Consider the following 17294-nt stretch of genomic DNA (forward strand, 5'->3'; position numbering starts at 1 on the left):
AAAGATGGAATTCGCTTTCTATTTCGCAGCCGGAGTCGCCGTGGTGTCCACCTTCAGGGTGATCACCAACACCAACCCCGTGCACGCGCTGCTGTACCTGATCATCTCGCTGATCGCCGTGTCCATGACCTTCTTCAGCCTGGGCGCACCGTTCGCCGGCGTGCTGGAAGTGATCGTCTACGCCGGCGCCATCATGGTGCTGTTCGTCTTCGTGGTGATGATGCTCAACCTGGGCCCGGCGTCGGTGCTGCAGGAACGGGGCTGGTTCAAGCCCGGCATCTGGGCAGGCCCGATCTTCCTGGCCGGCATGCTGCTGTTCGAGCTGCTGTACGTGCTGTTCGCCGAGCCTTCGGGCGCGGCCATCGGCCAGGAAACCGTGGGCGCCAAGGCCGTGGGCGTGAGCCTGTTCGGCCCTTACCTGCTGGTGGTGGAACTGGCCTCGATGCTGCTGCTGGCCGCCGTGGTCACCGCCTTCCACCTGGGCCGCAACGAGGCGAAGGAGTAACTCATGTCATCTATTCCCCTGGAACATGGTCTCGCAGTAGCCGGTGTGCTGTTCTGCCTGGGCCTGATGGGCGTGTTGGTACGCCGCAACATTCTGTTCGTATTGATGAGCCTGGAAATCATGATGAACGCCACTGCGCTGGCGTTCGTCGTGGCCGGTGCACGCTGGGCGCAGCCGGATGGACAGATCATGTTCATCCTGGTCATCACCCTGGCAGCCGCCGAGGCCAGCATTGGCCTGGCGATCCTGCTGCAGCTGTACCGCCGCTTCCACACGCTTGATATCGACGCTGCCAGTGAGATGCGCGGATGAACCTAATCTTCCTGACTTTCGTATTCCCCCTGATCGGCTTCCTGCTGCTGTCGTTCTCGCGCGGGCGCTTCTCCGAGAACCTCTCGGCGCTGATCGGCGTGGGCTCCATCGGCCTGTCGGCGATTGTCGCCGCCTGGGTCATCTGGCAGTTCAACGTCGCGCCGCCTGAAGCGGGCCACTACACCCTGGTGCTGTGGCGCTGGATGTCGGTGGACGGCTTCGAACCCAACTTCGCCCTGTACGTCGACGGCCTGTCGGTGACCATGCTGGGCGTGGTGGTGGGCGTGGGCTTCCTGATCCACCTGTTCGCGTCCTGGTACATGCGCGGTGAAGAGGGCTACTCGCGCTTCTTCTCGTACACCAACCTGTTCATCGCCAGCATGCTGTTCCTGGTACTGGCCGACAACCTGCTGTTCCTGTACTTCGGTTGGGAAGGCGTGGGCTTGTGCAGCTACCTGCTGATCGGCTTCTACTACAGCAACCGCGCCAACGGCAACGCAGCCCTGAAGGCCTTCATCGTCACCCGTATCGGTGACGTGTTCATGGCCATCGGCCTGTTCATCCTGTTCCAGCAGCTGGGCACGCTGAACATCCAGGAACTGATGGTACGGGCCCCTGCGCACTTCAAGGTCGGCGACTTCTGGATTGTCTTCGCCACCCTGATGCTGCTGGGCGGCGCGGTCGGTAAATCGGCCCAATTGCCGCTGCAGACCTGGCTGGCAGACGCCATGGCCGGCCCTACCCCGGTGTCGGCACTGATCCACGCCGCCACCATGGTGACCGCGGGCGTGTACCTGATCGCCCGTACCCACGGCCTGTTCGCCCTGGCGCCGGATATCCTTCACCTGGTGGGCATCGTCGGCGGCGTGACCCTGGTACTGGCCGGCTTCGCCGCCCTGGTGCAGACCGACATCAAGCGTATCCTCGCCTACTCCACCATGAGCCAGATCGGCTACATGTTCCTGGCGCTGGGCGTGGGTGCCTGGGAAGGCGCGATCTTCCACCTGATGACCCACGCCTTCTTCAAGGCCCTGCTGTTCCTTGCCTCGGGTGCGGTGATCGTTGGCTGCCACCACGAGCAGAACATCTTCAAGATGGGCGGCCTGTGGAAGAAACTGCCGCTGGCCTACGCCTGCTTCATCGTCGGTGGCGCGGCGCTGTCGGCCCTGCCGATCCTGACCGTGGGCTTCTACTCCAAGGACGAGATCCTCTGGGAAGCCTTCGCCAGCGGCCACACCTACCTGCTGTACGCAGGCCTGGTGGGCGCGTTCATGACCTCGATCTACACCTTCCGCCTGATCTTCATCGCCTTCCACGGCGAAGCCAAGACCGACGCCCACCCCGGCCACGGTATTTCCCACTGGCTGCCGCTGGGCGTGCTGATCGTGCTGTCGACCTTCGTCGGCGCCTGGATCCACCCACCACTGGCGGGCGTGCTGCCGGAAAGCGTCGGCCATGCCGGCGGTGAAGCCAAGCACAGCCTGGAAATCGCCTCGGGCGCCATCGCCCTGGCCGGTATCCTGCTGTCGGCCATGCTGTTCCTGGGCAAGCGCCGCGTGGCCACCGCCATCGCCAACAGCAGCCTTGGCCGCGTGCTGTCGGCCTGGTGGTTCGCCGCCTGGGGCTTCGACTGGATCTACGACAAACTGTTCGTCAAACCGTACCTGGCTATCAGCCACCTGCTGCGCAAGGACCCCGTGGACCGCACCATCGGTCTGATCCCGCGCATGGCCAAGGGCGGCAACAGCGCCATGAGCCGTACCGAAACGGGCCAGCTGCGCTGGTACGCCGCTTCCATCGCCGCCGGTGCCGTGCTGGTACTGGGCGCCGTTGTGCTGGCTGCGGTCTGACTATGAACCTTGCGACTTTGCGAAAGGAATTGAGCCCGTCATGATTCTGCCCTGGCTGATCCTGATCCCCTTTATCGGCGGCCTTCTGTGCTGGCTGGGTGAGCGCTCCGGCGCCACCCTACCACGCTGGATCGCGTTGCTGACCATGTCCCTGGAACTCGCCCTCGGCCTCTGGCTGTGGGCCCATGGCGACTACCACCTGGCCCCTGCCCCGGGCGCCGCACCTGTCTGGGCCTATGAATTCAAGGTCCAGTGGATCGAGCGCTTCGGCATCAGCGTGCACCTGGGCCTCGATGGCCTGTCGCTGCTGATGATCTTGCTGACCGGCCTGCTCGGCGTGCTGTCGGTGCTGTGTTCCTGGAAAGAGATCCAGCGCCACGTCGGCTTCTTCCACCTCAACCTGATGTGGATCCTGGGCGGCGTGGTCGGGGTGTTCCTGGCCCTGGACCTGTTCCTGTTCTTCTTCTTCTGGGAAATGATGCTGGTGCCGATGTACTTCCTCATCGCGCTCTGGGGTCACAGCTCGGCAGACGGCAAGAAGACCCGGATCTACGCGGCGACCAAGTTCTTCATCTTCACCCAGGCCAGCGGCCTGATCATGTTGGTGGCGATCCTGGGCCTGGTGTTGTTCAACTACAACGCCACCGGCGTGCTGACCTTCAACTACAGCGACCTGCTCAAGACCAACCTGCCCCACGGCGTGGAATACATCCTGATGCTGGGCTTCTTCATCGCCTTCGCGGTGAAGCTGCCGGTGGTGCCGTTCCACTCCTGGCTGCCTGATGCCCACGCCCAGGCGCCCACTGCAGGTTCGGTGGACCTGGCCGGTATCCTGCTGAAGACCGCGGCCTACGGCCTGCTGCGTTTCGCCCTGCCGCTGTTCCCGCATGCCTCGGCCGAGTTTGCGCCGATTGCCATGACCCTGGGCCTGATCGGTATCTTCTACGGCGCCTTCCTGGCGTTCGCGCAGACCGACATCAAGCGCCTGATCGCCTTCTCCAGCGTGTCGCACATGGGCTTCGTGCTGATCGGCATCTACTCGGGTTCGCAACAGGCGCTGCAAGGCGCGGTGATCCAGATGCTGGCCCACGGCCTGTCGGCAGCGGCGCTGTTTATCCTCAGCGGCCAGTTGTACGAGCGCCTGCACACCCGTGACATGCGCGAGATGGGCGGCCTGTGGTCGCGCATCGCCTACCTGCCGGCCATCAGCCTGTTCTTCGCGGCGGCGTCGCTGGGCCTGCCGGGCACCGGCAACTTCGTCGGCGAGTTCCTGATCCTGATCGGCAGCTTCCCGATTGCCCCGATCGTGATCATCATCGCCACCACCGGCCTGGTGTTCGGTTCGGTGTACTCGCTGATCATGATCCACCGCGCCTACTTCGGCCCGTCGAAATCCGACGCGATCCTGGCCGGCATGGACAACCGCGAACTGATCATGGTGCTGGGCCTTGCCGCCCTGCTGGTACTGCTTGGCGTCTATCCGCAACCGTTCCTGGACACCTCTTCGGCCACCATGGCCGGTGTGCAGCAGTGGTTCGGCACCGCTTTCACTCAACTCGCTTCGGCCCGGTAAGAGCGCTATGGACCTGACCCTTCAACACTTTATCGCGCTTGCACCGCTGCTGATCACCAGCCTCACCGTTGTCGTGGTGATGCTGGCGATCGCCTGGCGGCGCAATCACTCGCAAACCTTCCTGCTGTCGGTGGCGGGGCTGAACATTGCCCTGCTGTCGGTGCTGCCGGCCCTCAAGGTGTCGCCCATCAGCGTCACCTCGCTGATCCAGATCGACCACTTCGCCTGCCTGTACATTGCCTTGATCCTGGTCGCCACGCTGGCGTGCGTGACCCTGGCCCACGCCTACCTGGGTGATGGCGGCTCGGGCTACCCGGGCAACCGCGAAGAGCTGTACCTGCTGATCCTGATGGCCGCCGCCGGTGGCATGGTGCTGGTCAGCGCGCAGCACCTGTCGAGCCTGTTCATTGGCCTGGAACTGCTGTCGGTGCCGACCTACGGCCTGATCGCCTACGCGTTCTTCAACAAGCGTTCGCTGGAAGCCGGCATCAAGTACATGGTGCTGTCGGCCGCCGGCTCCGCCTTCCTGCTGTTCGGCATGGCGCTGCTGTATGCCGACGCCGGCAGCCTGCAGTTCGCCGAGATCGGCCGCGCCCTGGCAGCCACCGGCAAGCCGAGCAGCCTGGCGGCCCTGGGCCTGGGTATGATGTTCGTGGGCCTGGCGTTCAAACTGTCGCTGGTACCCTTCCACCTGTGGACCCCGGACGTCTACGAAGGCGCCCCGGCGCCGGTGGCGGCCTTCCTGGCCACGGCCAGCAAGGTGGCGGTGTTCGCGGTGGTGGTGCGTCTGTTCCAGCTGTCGCCTGCGGCCAGCAGCGGCGTGCTGACTACCGTGCTGGAAGTGATCGCGGTGGCCTCGATCATCATCGGCAACCTGCTGGCGGTGACCCAGACCAACCTCAAGCGCCTGCTGGGCTTCTCGTCGATCGCCCACTTCGGCTACCTGCTGATCGCCCTGGTGGCCAGCAAGGGCCTGGCGCTGGAAGCCATCGGCGTGTACCTGGTGACCTACGTCATCACCAGCCTGGGCGCCTTCGGCGTGATCACCCTGATGTCCTCGCCGTACAACGGCCGTGACGCCGACGCCCTGTACGAATACCGCGGCCTGTTCTGGCGCCGTCCGTACCTGACCGCCGTGCTGACCGTGATGATGCTGTCCCTGGCCGGCATCCCGCTGACCGCCGGCTTCATCGGCAAGTTCTACATCATCGCCACCGGCGTGCAGTCGCAACTGTGGTGGCTGACCGGCGCCCTGGTGATCGGCAGCGCCATCGGCGTGTTCTACTACCTGCGCGTGATGGTCACCCTGTACCTGATCGAGCCGACCCTGCGTCGCCACGATGCACCGTTCAACTGGGAACAGCGCACCGGTGGCGTGATGCTGCTGGCCATCGCCATCCTGGCGTTCGCCCTGGGCGTGTACCCGCAGCCGTTGCTGGACCTGGTGCAGCATGCTGGGTTTCAGTTGGTGGGTTAATTAACCCTGCCATAACAAAACACCCCGCCGAGTGCGGGGTGTTTTGTTTTTGGCATCCCTAAAATCCCCAGCCCTACAAACAAAGGCGGACGAGGTGATGCCACAGGCATAACTGGCCCGAAACAGATGTAGGAGCCGGCCTTGGCCGCGATGCGCCGCGCGGGCGGCGCTCGATCTCATGACCGCCACAAAAACCCCGCCATGCACCTCTCAAATCCCCCGCAATCGCGTAGCCGCTGCCGCCAGGCTGCGCTGGCCCTTTACCACACTGCAGATCTTCAGGGTTCACACTGCCCAGCGCAGCCTGGCGGCAGCGGCTACAGGATTGCGTCATGGCCGCCAAGTGCATGTCTGGGGTTTTGCAGCGGTCTTGAGATCGAGCGCCGTCCGCACGGCGCGACCCGGCCTGCCGGCCGGTGCTACATTTGTTGCACCGTGCCATGGCCTGATGGAGTGGCGCTGTCCGCCTTGTTTGCCTGACACTGGATTTGTGTCGCGCCGCTCTGCGCCAGGCGCTACAGTTGGGTGAGTCTTTTCTTTCTGTTCAAGGCCCCCTGTCGATGACCAAACCCTCCACCCTCCTCCTGCTCGCCGTTGCCCTGCTGGCTGGCTGCTCCAGCACGCCCAAGGCGCCTACCCCCGAGCAACTGGCGCAGATCGAAGCCGCCAACCTGCGTACCGATGCCGACATGAGCCTGGTGCTGGACAAGCTGGCCAGCCTCAACCCGCAACCCATCGAGACCCTGGACGTGACGACCGCGCGGGTGCAGCCAACCCTGGCCGACGCCGCCAAGGCGGTACTGGCCGACCAAGGCGTGGCCGGCGACGCGGCTGGCGTGCAGGCCTACGACCGTAGCGTGCCGGGCGCCGCAGGGCAGATACCGGCCACGGTCTATACCCCGGATGGCGGTGGCTTCAAGCCGGTGATCCTGTACTTCCACGGCGGTGGCTGGGTGCTGGCTGACCGCAAGGTCTATGACAGCTCGGCCCGCGCCCTGGCCAAAGTGGCCGATGCCGTGGTGGTGTCGATCGACTACCGCCGTGCGCCGGAAGACCGCTTCCCCGCCGCCGCCGATGACGGCGTGGCCGTGTACCGCTGGCTCACCCACTACGCCCGCGCCGTGGGCGGCGACCCCAAGCACCTGGCCCTGGCCGGTGAAAGCGCCGGCGGTAACCTGGCCCTGGCCACTGCCATCGCTGCCCATGAGCAAGGCCTGGCGGCGCCCAAGCACGTGCTGGCCATCTACCCGGTGACCCAGACCGGCAGCGACACCGAGTCCTACACCAAATACGCCCACGCCAAGCCGTTGAACGCGGCGATGATGCCGTGGTTCTTCAACCAGCTGCTGAGCGACCCGGGGCAGAAACAGGACCCGCGCCTGGACGTGCTGCACGCCAACCTGCAGGGCTTGCCACCGGTGACCCTGATCAACGCCGAGGTCGACCCGCTGCGTGACGACGGCGCCTTGATGGAGACCGCGTTGAAAGCAGCCGGCGTGAACGTGGAGCGCCGGGTGTACAGCGGCGTCACCCATGAGTTCTTCGGGCTGGGCAGCCTGGTACAGAAATCCGCCCAGGCCCAGGCCTACGCCGGCGAACGCCTGACCGCCGACCTGCACCGCGCCATCTCCGACACCCCCGACACCCCCGCCCCGTAGCAGCTGCCGCAGGCTGCGTCCGAAGCCAACACCGTAGCGCCCCGGACGCGGCCTTTGGGCCGCTGCTACAGATTATCCCCGTAGCAGCTGCCGCAGGCTGCGTCCGACGCCAACACCGTAGCGCCCCCGGACGCGGCCTATGGGCCGCTGCTACGGGTTAAGGCCCTCCGCGTGCACGAAGCAGAGTTTGTTGCCCTCAGGGTCACGGCAGTAGGCGCCGTAGTAGTCGGCTGAATACTGCGGGCGCAGGCCCGGGGCGCCTTCGTCCTGGCCACCCAGCTGCACCGCGGTCTTCCACGCCGCATCAACCTGGGCACGGCTGCGCGCGGCAAAGCTGACCTGTACGCCATTGCCCCAGGTAGCCGGCAGGCCATTGAACGGCTCCTGCACGAAAAACTGCGGCCAGCGCCGGCCTGGCACCTGCCAGCCGGCCCCCGGGGGCCCGCCATCGTTATCATCCGGCATGCGTTCAAGCCCCAGTTCATGCAGCACGGCATCATAAAACGCCGCCAGCCGCGGCAAGTCCCGTGCGCCCAGTTGAATATGGCTGTACATGGCAGGTCCTCCTTTTTCATCCTATATGACAAAAAACTCAGCCCCGTCGCAATGGCCCGGGGCCGGTTTACACTCGCCAGCACCTATTCGCTAGACGAGCGCCTTCATGACCGGTTCACTGCTCCTGCGTGGCATGTTCGTCGGCATCCTTGCCGGCTTTCTCGCGTTCAGTTTCGCCAAATGCTTCGGCGAACCCCAGATTGACCAGGCCTTTGCCTTCGAGGAACACCTGGATCAGGGCCCGGCCCCCGAGCTGGTGGGCCGCGAGCTGCAGAGCGGCATCGGCCTGATCAGCGGCGTGGTGGTGTACAGCGCCGGCATGGGCGCGCTGTTTGCCCTGGCCTTCGCCAACTGCGTGGGCCGGGTCGGGCGCCTGGGCCCACGCGGGCTGGCCGCGTTGCTGGCGCTGGCGGCGTTCGTGGCGGTGATCGTGGTGCCGGCGCTGAAATACCCCGCCAACCCGCCGTCCATCGGCGACCCCGACACTATCCGCGAGCGCACCCACCTGTTCCTGCTGATGGTGATGCTGTCGGTGGTGGCCATGGTCATCGCCGTGAACTTCGCCCGCAACCTGCTGCCGCGCCATGGCGCCTGGACCGCTGCCCTGATCGGCATCGCCCTGTACCTGCTGGTGGTGAACCTGGGCGGCTCGGTGTTCCCGCCGGTCAACGAGGTGCCCGACGGCTTCCCGGCAGAAAACCTCTGGCAGTTCCGCCTCGCCACCCTGGGTATCCAGCTGGTGATGTGGAGCGCCCTGGGGCTGATTTTCGGCTACCTCACCGAGCGCGATTTCAAGCGCCAGCGCCTGCTGGCCGGGCGCTGAAACAGGGCGCGGCGCGAACCGGCCCAGCGCCGGTTCGCGCTGCACAAAAGCGCCCGCAACGCCACACAAATATATTTGCTCAAGGCCCCCGTTTCCCTCTTCTCAACGGCGCGGCGATGCCTAGAATAGGCCCTCGGTTGCGGTCCTCGTCCTGAGTTCGCCGCCCGTATCGAATCCTGCCTTCATCATGTCTGATAACAACCCTTGCGTGAGTTGCGGCGCCTGCTGCGCGTTTTTCCGTGTGTCTTTCTACTGGGGCGAATGCACCTCGGTGGGCGGGCTGGTGCCCGATGAACTGACCGTGCAGGTCAGCCCCAACCACGTGGCCATGCGTGGCACCGAGGGCAAGCCGGCGCGCTGCACCAGCCTGGCCGGGGAAATCGGCTGTTCGGTGGGCTGCACCATGTACGAACAACGCTCCAGCACCTGCCGCGAATTCGAGGCGTCCTGGGAGACCGGCACGCACAACGAAGCCTGCGACCGCGCCCGCGCCCACCACGGGCTGCCCCCCCTGGAGCCGGGCTGGGCACTGAGCGCCTGAGGTTAAAGCGAACCCCTGGTGCTGGCACATTGTCTAGAGTGATGGCATGCCGCCTTTTCCAGGAACCGAACGTGGACCCCAAGACCCTCCAGGCCTATGACCAACGCGCGCCCGACTACGCGCGCGAATGGAACCACCAGGCACCTCCCAGCGACATGTACGCCCTGCTGCTGCGCCATTTCCGCCCCGGCCCTACGGTGGACGTGGGCTGCGGCAGTGGCCGCGACCTGGCGTGGCTCAGCGCCCAGGGCTTCGACGCACTGGGCGTGGAAGCCAGCAGCGGCCTGCTGACCCAGGCCCGCACCCTGCACCCCGACCTGCGCTTTGCGCTGATGCACCTGCCCGAATTGGAGGGCCTTAAGGCTGGCAGCTTGCAGAATGTGCTGTGTGAAACGGTGATCATGCACCTGCCCGAAGCACAGGTGGCCGCAGCTACCCGGCGCCTGCGCGAGCTGTTGCGCCCAGGCGGGACCTTGTATTTGAGCTGGCGGGTGACCCCGGATGCGTCCATTCGCGACGCGGCCGGGCGGCTGTACAGCGCCTTCGATCGGCGGCTGGTGCGCGAGGCATTGGGCAGTGTGGAGGTGCTGCTGGATGACGAGTCGACCAGCCTGTCGTCGGGCAAGCGGGTGCATCGGTTGATCGTGCGGGTGTGACGCGTGACGCGGCCTGTGGCCGCTGCTACAAAACCTGTAGCAGCGGCCGCAGGCCGCGTCAGATCAGCCGAACCGACCGGTGATGTAGTCTTCGGTCTGGGTCTTGGCCGGGTTGGTGAACAGCGTGTCGGTGTCGCCGTGCTCGATCAGCTCGCCCATGAACATGAACGCGGTGTAGTCCGAGCAGCGCGCGGCCTGTTGCATGTTGTGGGTCACGATGATCACGGTGAACTGTTCCTTGAGCTCGGTGATCAGCTGCTCGATGCGGCCGGTGGAGATCGGGTCCAGCGCCGAGGTCGGCTCGTCCAGCAGCAACACCTGAGGCTTCAGGGCGATGGTGCGGGCGATGCACAGACGTTGCTGCTGGCCACCGGAGAGGCTCTGGGCGCTCTGCTTCAGTTTGTCCTTCACCTCGCCCCACAGGGCGGCGCCGTGCAGCGCCTGCTCGACGCGGTCGTCCATTTCGCGGCGGCCCAGTTTCTCATGGTGGCGCACGGCGTAGGCGATGTTGTCGTAGATCGACATCGGGAACGGCACCGGCTTCTGGAACACCATGCCCACGTGGCTGCGCAGGCGGTTCATCGAGTAGTTCGGGGCCAGGATGTTCTCGCCGTTGAGCAGTACTTCGCCCTTGGCTTCCTGTTTCGGGTACATCGCGTAGATACGGTTGAACACGCGCAGCAGCGTGGACTTGCCGCAGCCGGACGGGCCAATGATGGCGGTCACGCGCTTCTCGGGGATGTCCATGTCGATGGATTTCAGCGAGCGCTGCTGGTCGTAGAAAAATTCAAGGTTGCGCACACGGATTTTGGTGCGTTCCTGGGCAAGACTTGTCATTAGTGAGACCTATTGCGCAAAAGGATCAATCGGGAGAGCAGGCTCAGGGCCAGGACAAACAGGGTCAGCACCAGGGCACCCGCCCAGGCGATGGCGTGCCAGTCGTCGAAGGGGCTCATGGCGTACTGGAAGATCACCACCGGCACGCTGGCGATCGGCTTGAGCAGGTTGCTGCTCCAGAACTGGTTGCCGAACGCGGTGAACAGCAGCGGCGCGGTTTCGCCGGTGATACGCGCCAGGGCCAGCAGCACACCGGTCACCACACCCGCCTTGGCGGCGCGCAGGACGATCTGCAGGGTCAGTTTCCACTGCGGCACACCCAGGGCCAGCGCGGCTTCGCGCATGGTCGAAGGCTGCAGTTGCAGCATTTCATCGGTGGTGCGCACCACCACCGGAATCACCAGCAGCGCCAGGGCCAGGGCACCGGCGAACGCCGAGAAGCCCACCTGGTGGTTGGTGAGGTGGTTGAGCGGCAGGATCACCGCGGTGTAGATGAACAGACCCAGCACGATGGACGGCGCCGACAACAGGATGTCGTTGATGAAGCGCACGGTGTTGCCCAGCTTGGAGTGGCGGGCGAACTCGGCCAGCCAGATACCGGCGGCCAGGCCGATCGGCGTGCCGATCAGCAGGGCCAGCACCGACATCAGGGCGCTGCCGTAGAAGGCGTTGGCCAAACCGCCCTCGGTGCCCGGTGGCGGGGTCATCTGGGTGAACAGGGCAAGGTTCAGCGCCTTGAAGCCGTTGATCAGGGTGGTGATCAGGATCCACACCAGCCACAGCAGGCCAAAGGCCGTGGCGCCACAGCTCAGGGCCATGGCAATACGGTTCTTCAGGCGGCGAACACGGTACAGCCGCTCGTTGTCGTTCATAGTCCCTCTTTACGCGACAAGCGCATCAACATCAGGCGGGCAGCCGCCAGCACCACGAAAGTGACGACGAACAGCAGGAAGCCCAGGGCGATCAGCGCCGAACGGTGCAGGTCGGTGTAGGCCTCGCTGAACTCGTTGGCGATCACCGAGGCGATCGAGCTGCTGGGCATCAGCAAGGAAGCGGAGAACTGGTGGGCGTTGCCCAGCACGAAGGTCACCGCCATGGTCTCGCCCAGGGCGCGACCCAGGCCCAGGAAGATACCGCCGACCACCGCCGAGCGGGTGTAGGGCAGCACGATGTCCCAGACCACTTCCCAGGTGGTGTTACCCAGGGCGTAGGCCGATTCCTTCAGCGTGGTAGGCACGCTGCGGAACACCTCATGCATCACCGAGGTGATGAAGGGGGTGATCATGATCGCCAGCACGATACCGGCGGTAAGCATGCCGATACCCAGGGGCGGGCCCTGGAACAGCGCGCCGACCACGGGCAGTGCGCCCAGGTGGTCGTTGATCCACGGCGCCAGGTGCGCGGCCATGAACGGGCCGAAGATGAACAGCCCCCACATGCCGTAGATGATCGACGGGATACCGGCCAGCAGCTCGATCGCCGAGGCAATCGGCATGCGCAGCCACATGGGCGCCACTTCCGTAAGAAAAATGGCGATGCCGAAACTCACCGGAACGGCGATCAGCAACGCCAAAAGCGAGGTCACCAGTGTGCCGAAAACAGGCACGACGGCGCCGAACTGGCCGTTGACCACATCCCATTGGGTGCTGGTCAGGAAGCCGAAACCAAAGGTGCGAAACGCTTCGCTGCCGCCCCACAGGGTGGAGCCGGCGATGCTCAGCAGCAGCACGAGCACCAGCATGCCGGCACCCATCATGGTGCGCCGGAACCACATGTCGTGGCGATGGTCGCGTGCCGCACGGGCTTCGCTGGCATCGGTGGTAGAGCTGGTCGAGGTCATGTATTGGGTGTTATCTGTCATGGCAATCCACTCGCAAGGCGTACGCCCCCACCGGACCCGAGGTCCGGCGGGGGCGCGCCGGTTTACTTCACATCAATGGGCGAAATCGGATTTCCAGTAACCTTCGATCTTCTGCACCAGCGAGTTCGGCAGTGCTACGTAGTCCAGGGCGCTGGCCTGCTGCTGGCCGTTTTCCAGGGACCATTTGAAGAAGTCAAAGGCGGCCTTGCTCTGCTCGGCGTTCTTGGACTGCTTGTACATGATGATCCAGGTAGTGGCAGTGATCGGCCAGGCGTTGTCGCCCGGGGCGTTGGTCATGATCAGGTTGAAGTCCTTGGCGCTGGCCCAGTCGGCGGTATCGGCGGCAGCCTGGAAGGCCTTGGCGTTAGGCTCGACGAACTTGCCGGCGGCGTTCTTCAGCTGGGCAGTGGCCATTTTGTTCTGCAGGGCGTAGGCGTATTCGACGTAGCCGATGGAGCCCTTGATCTGCTTCACGTAGGCAGCCACACCTTCGTTGCCCTTGCCGCCCACACCCACAGGCCAGGCCACGGTGGTGCCGAACTTCAGCTGGTCGTTCCAGCTTGGGCTGACCTTGGACAGGTAGTTGGTGAAGTTGAACGAAGTACCCGAGCCGTCCGAACGGTGCACCACGGTGATGGCGGTTTCAGGCAGCTTGACGCCTGGGTTCAGGGCCTCGATGGCCTTGTCGTTCCACTTGGTGATCTTGCCTTGGAAGATGTCAGCCAGGGTCTGGCCGTCCAGCTTCAGCTTGCCGCCTTCCACGCCTTCGACGTTGAAGACCGGCACGATGCCGCCGATGACGCTGGGGAACTGGCCCAGGCCGGCTGCTTTCAGGTCGTCAGCGCTGAGCGGGGCATCCGATGCGCCGAAGTCAACGGTGGCTGCCTTGATCTGGGCGATGCCGCCGCCCGAACCGATGGACTGGTAGTTGATGCGGTTGTCTTTCTGCTTGCTGTAGTCCTGGGACCACTTGGACAGCACTGGGTAAACAAAGCTGGAGCCCGCACCGGTTACATCGGTCGCGTGGGCCAGGCCCGAAAGGCACAGGGAGGCCAGCAAAAGCGACAGACGATTTTTATTCAGCAGCGTCACGGCAACACCTCGGCAAATTGGTTTGAGTGGGTCCTACCCACACGGGTTTGGCCGTGACGATTTAATGCTTTGAATATTTCGGTTTAATGACAGTTAGTCGAATGGGATGTGAAATTATTGCATTGGGCCAGCATCTACCCCCCCGAAGGGGCGGCGAATCGCCATGACCAAGCCTTTGATCTGCTTCTGACCTGGCCTGTGATCTGCTTGTGATCTGCTTGTGATCTGCTTGTGATCTGCTTGTGATCTGCTTGTGATCTGCTTGTGATCTGCTTGTGATCTGGCTTGTGATCTGCTTGTGATCTGGCTTGTGATCTTGATTGTATGCCCCGTAAAGCGCCCGGGCCGACTGGAGGCGTCGATCAACGGGCTGCCCGAAGGGCCGAGGCCGCAGGCCGAAGAGACGGTAACCCGCAGGCTTCTATAGCGGGTGCCGTCTGCCCGTTGATCGGCGCCGGAAGGAGGGGACCCGTAGCGCAGCGGAGGGCCCAAGCAGGGGCAAGCCTTTTTTGCTTACTTTTTGGGGCGACCGGTACGTGTCAATGTACCTGTCGCCTAATTCCTGCCTCAACTCACGATAGCAACCCCGGCATCAGGCCGCTCCGGGTTCAAATACACCGCCTCGGCAAGCTGCCAATTACGCGTGTTCCGGCTCCACCGAACCGGGTTCCTTTCCCGGGCAGCTGCATACAACCTATCTCGGGCCTCCAGTAATTTGGGGGCCAAGCCTTCGTGACGCTCGTTCGGTGTTACGTACTTCAGGCCGCTATGGCGGTGTTCCTCGTTGTACCATTCAACAAATTTCTGCACCCACAGCCTCGCTTCAAGCAAGCTGTCAAAGGGACGTTCAGGCCATTGCGGGCAGTATTTGGCCGTGCGGAAAAGCGTCTCCGCATAGGCATTGTCATTGCTCACCCGCGGACGGCTGAACGAAGGCTCGACACCTAGTGAAATCATGCTCTCGCGCAGCAACGAGCCCTTCATCACATGGCCGTTGTCCGAGTGCAGCACCAGCGCTCGACCGGCCGTACGCTCGCGTAAACAGCCCTTTTCCAGCAAGACACAGGCATGTTCCGCACATTCGGATTCGTGCACTTCATTGGCCACCAGCTTGCGGCTGTAGATGTCCTTGACCATGTACCAGTAGAAAAAACGACCCTTCACCGTGCTCGGCAACCAGGTGATATCCCAGCACCAGACCTGGTTGGGGCCATCCGCCCGATGCGTGGTCAAGATGCGACGCTTGGGGGCCTTTGCACGGCCGCGTCGCGTGAGCTGGTTGTGCGCTTTCAATACTCGGTAAAACGTCGACTCCGAGGCCAGGTAAATCCCTTCGTCCGCCAGCTTTGGCACAATCTGATGCGGCGTCAGGCTCGAATAACCCGGCTGGTTGGCCGCGTCCATCACAGCCTGGCGCTCGGCTTCGCTGAGCTTGTTCGGCGGCGGTTTGCGCGGGACTGTCTGACGCTTGTCGGCGTCGCTGTGACGCCAACGCTGCACGGTCCGAAGGCACAATCCCAGCTCGTTGCAAGCACGAAACCGGCGTGCGCCGGCGTCGACGGCAGCAGCGATCAATACCAGAGCCTGCATGCGATCGGGGGCGCTGATCAGCCTTCCTTGTCCTTGCCCCAGATCGCATTGGCTTTTTTTCTGAGTTCCAGCAAAGCCTCCGCCTCCTTGCGACCGGCATCAGAGCGCGATAATTGTCGCTCCAACTCCTTGATTCGCCGTGAATCGGCAGTCTGCTTTTTGCTGGGTTGAACATCGAGCGCCGCGTTGGCGTTCTGACAGGCCAGGCGCCATTGCTGGATCTGCTCGGGAAAAATACCCTTGATCCGGCAGTACTGGGAAAGCTCGACCTCGCTCAGCGGCGCGGTCTCCATGACAGCGTTGAACTTGTCAGCGCTGGACCATTGATCGCTGGTCTTGTTGTTTCCAGGAACGATCAACCCTTTATCTCTAGCCATTTGTCTCCAGTTCCTAAGCGACTGTGGAGTGACGCCGATTGCGACGGCGAGCTCTGCCACGGAGCGGTTCAGGGGCGGCATCATTTGCTGAACCGCCCAGTCTCTGAAGTCATTGTCATAACGCTTCGTCATTGCCTTGCACCTTCGCCCCCTTGGATGATTGAGTCAATCAACAAAGGTGACAGGTAGGCTGACACGGGGGGCGACTGCCAAAAAGTGAGTCGCCGTAAGGGCGAAACGGTCGGTGGTCGCACCCCGAAAATGGATATATCCAGAAACGTCAGAAGCGGGATCCGACCATCGTGAACATATCCATTTCCTAGGGTGATGCACAATCACCTTTCCGGCCTTACGCCGGCTCACTTTTTGTCAAACGCCACAAAAAGTAAGCAAAAAAGGCTTGCCCCTGCTTGGTCCCTACGCTTCGCTGCGGGTCCCCTCCTTCCGGCGTCGTCCAAGCGGCCGACGGCCCGGAATAGAAGCGCCTCCGGTTCCGTCTTCCCCGGCTACGCCGTGGACCGCTCGGCCGACGCCTCCAGTCGGCCCTGGCGCTTTATGGGGCACACAATCAAGATCAAAGGCCGCACGGGATCAAGATCAAGAGCCGTGTGTGTGTGTGTGTGGCGCTGAAGTGTTTATATGAATTTCACCCCCGGGCGCGGCGTTTCATCCACCACCAACTCGAAGACATCAGGGCGCGAATAGTGCCCAACCACGTCGAAATCATAGCGAGCACGCACTAAATCCTCACTGTCGATTTCAGCCACCAGCAACCCTCGTGCCCCCACCAACGGCCCCGCCAGCACATCCCCCAACGGCCCGATAATGACACTGCCACCGTTGATCAACGGCCTTTCCGACGGCCAGTTGGCCACCTCGGTGCCCAAGGCCGCTGGCGAATCCTGCACCTGGCAGGCGCTGACCACGAAGCATCGGCCCTCGCAGGCCACGTGGCGCATGGTCACCTGCCACATTTCGCGCTCATCCACCGTGGGCGCGCACCAGATGTCCACGCCCTTGGCGTACATGGCCATGCGCAGCAGCGGCATGTAGTTTTCCCAGCACACCGCACCACCGATGCGCCCGGCCGCGCCTTCCACCACTGGCAGGGTGGAGCCGTCGCCCTTGCCCCAGATCAGCCGCTCGGTGCCGGTGGGCATGAGTTTGCGGTGCTTGGCCACAAGGCCCTGTTGCGGGCAGAAGTACAGCACGGTGCAGAACAGCGTGTGGCCGCTACGCTCGATCACCCCCAGCACCAGGTTGGCGCCGGTGCGCTGGGCAAGGCCGGCCAGGGCCTCGGTTTCAGCGCCAGGCACGTCGATGGCGTTGGCGTGGTAGCGGGCGAAGGCGTCGCGGCCCTCGGGCAGGCGGTAGCCCAACTGGGTGCCGAAGGTCTCGCCCTTGGGGTAGCCGCCCAGCAGCGCTTCGGGCATGACCACCAGTTGGGCGCCGGCGTCGCGGATGGCGTCTTCGTAGCTGAGGATGTGCGCCAGGGTGTCGGCCTTGCCGCCGGGCAAGGCGCCGATTTGCAGGGCGGCAACGATGGATTTCGACATAGCAGGTAGCTTCCGTGTGCAGGACTGTTTG

General features: G+C 63.7%; 16 protein-coding genes. 9 read left to right on the plus strand and 7 right to left on the minus strand.

What is annotated here, in order from left to right; all coding sequences use genetic code 11:
- Positions 1-4: 4 nt before the first annotated feature.
- The 6 genes from nuoJ to RAM80_RS05640 all read left to right on the plus strand — a co-directional run bounded on the left by nuoJ (position 5) and on the right by RAM80_RS05640 (position 7375).
- Positions 5-505, plus strand: a complete 501-nt coding sequence (gene nuoJ / locus RAM80_RS05615) for an NADH-quinone oxidoreductase subunit J (protein WP_416425239.1) — start codon at positions 5-7, stop codon at positions 503-505.
- Positions 506-508: 3 nt separating this feature from the next.
- Positions 509-817, plus strand: coding sequence for an NADH-quinone oxidoreductase subunit NuoK (gene nuoK, locus RAM80_RS05620; protein ID WP_008369052.1), 309 nt, complete (start codon positions 509-511; stop codon positions 815-817).
- Positions 814-2667 (plus strand): NADH-quinone oxidoreductase subunit L, encoded by a 1854-nt coding sequence (gene nuoL, locus RAM80_RS05625; protein ID WP_416425240.1) that lies wholly within the window; start codon positions 814-816, stop codon positions 2665-2667. The genes nuoK and nuoL overlap by 4 nt, the downstream gene beginning before the upstream one ends.
- A gap of 40 nt (positions 2668-2707) precedes the next feature.
- A complete protein-coding gene (nuoM, locus tag RAM80_RS05630; protein ID WP_416425241.1) occupies positions 2708-4240 on the plus strand; it encodes an NADH-quinone oxidoreductase subunit M in 1533 nt (510 codons plus the stop codon).
- 7 nt (positions 4241-4247) lie between these two features.
- Positions 4248-5717, plus strand: coding sequence for an NADH-quinone oxidoreductase subunit NuoN (nuoN, locus tag RAM80_RS05635; RefSeq protein WP_416425242.1), 1470 nt, complete (start codon positions 4248-4250; stop codon positions 5715-5717).
- A 560-nt stretch (positions 5718-6277) separates the two neighbouring features.
- Positions 6278-7375, plus strand: coding sequence for an alpha/beta hydrolase (locus RAM80_RS05640; RefSeq protein WP_416425243.1), 1098 nt, complete (start codon positions 6278-6280; stop codon positions 7373-7375).
- A 150-nt stretch (positions 7376-7525) separates the two neighbouring features.
- Here the strand turns inward: RAM80_RS05640 and RAM80_RS05645 are convergent, their stop codons facing one another.
- Positions 7526-7930: a VOC family protein gene (locus RAM80_RS05645; protein WP_416425244.1), complete on the minus strand. Its 405-nt coding sequence runs from the start codon at positions 7928-7930 to the stop codon at positions 7526-7528.
- 106 nt (positions 7931-8036) lie between these two features.
- On the opposite strand from RAM80_RS05645, the gene RAM80_RS05650 reads away from it, so the two are divergent.
- The 3 genes from RAM80_RS05650 (at position 8037) to RAM80_RS05660 (ending at position 9950) form a co-directional block, all read left to right on the plus strand.
- Entirely contained in the window at positions 8037-8753 is a 717-nt protein-coding gene (locus RAM80_RS05650; protein WP_416425245.1) for a CbtA family protein, read from the plus strand.
- A 187-nt stretch (positions 8754-8940) separates the two neighbouring features.
- Positions 8941-9294, plus strand: coding sequence for a YkgJ family cysteine cluster protein (locus RAM80_RS05655; protein WP_416425246.1), 354 nt, complete (start codon positions 8941-8943; stop codon positions 9292-9294).
- Positions 9295-9365: 71 nt separating this feature from the next.
- The gene (locus tag RAM80_RS05660) at positions 9366-9950 is read left to right on the plus strand and encodes a class I SAM-dependent methyltransferase (protein WP_416425247.1); all 585 of its coding nucleotides are present in this window, start codon (positions 9366-9368) and stop codon (positions 9948-9950) included.
- A 63-nt stretch (positions 9951-10013) separates the two neighbouring features.
- On the opposite strand, the gene pstB is transcribed toward RAM80_RS05660, so the two are convergent.
- The 6 genes from pstB to RAM80_RS05690 all read right to left on the minus strand — a co-directional run bounded on the left by pstB (position 10014) and on the right by RAM80_RS05690 (position 17263).
- Positions 10014-10787, minus strand: a complete 774-nt coding sequence (gene pstB, locus RAM80_RS05665; protein WP_416425248.1) for a phosphate ABC transporter ATP-binding protein PstB — start codon at positions 10785-10787, stop codon at positions 10014-10016.
- Positions 10787-11659, minus strand: a complete 873-nt coding sequence (pstA, locus tag RAM80_RS05670; protein ID WP_416425249.1) for a phosphate ABC transporter permease PstA — start codon at positions 11657-11659, stop codon at positions 10787-10789. Before pstA ends, pstB begins: the two co-directional genes overlap by 1 nt.
- On the minus strand, positions 11656-12648 hold the full coding sequence (pstC, locus tag RAM80_RS05675; RefSeq protein WP_416425250.1) for a phosphate ABC transporter permease subunit PstC: 993 nt from the start codon (positions 12646-12648) through the stop codon (positions 11656-11658). Before pstC ends, pstA begins: the two co-directional genes overlap by 4 nt.
- Before the next feature lie 72 nt (positions 12649-12720).
- A complete protein-coding gene (pstS, locus tag RAM80_RS05680; RefSeq protein ID WP_416425251.1) occupies positions 12721-13740 on the minus strand; it encodes a phosphate ABC transporter substrate-binding protein PstS in 1020 nt (339 codons plus the stop codon).
- A 567-nt stretch (positions 13741-14307) separates the two neighbouring features.
- A protein-coding gene (locus RAM80_RS05685) for an IS3 family transposase (protein WP_416422263.1) occupies positions 14308-15839 on the minus strand; the annotation gives its coding sequence in 2 pieces (ribosomal slippage) (positions 14308-15398 and positions 15398-15839; 1533 coding nt in all).
- Positions 15840-16342: 503 nt separating this feature from the next.
- A complete protein-coding gene (locus tag RAM80_RS05690; protein ID WP_416425252.1) occupies positions 16343-17263 on the minus strand; it encodes a carbon-nitrogen hydrolase family protein in 921 nt (306 codons plus the stop codon).
- Positions 17264-17294: the final 31 nt, after the last annotated feature.

The sequence above is a fragment of the Pseudomonas sp. App30 genome (assembly GCF_047947025.1).
GTDB lineage: Bacteria > Pseudomonadota > Gammaproteobacteria > Pseudomonadales > Pseudomonadaceae > Aquipseudomonas.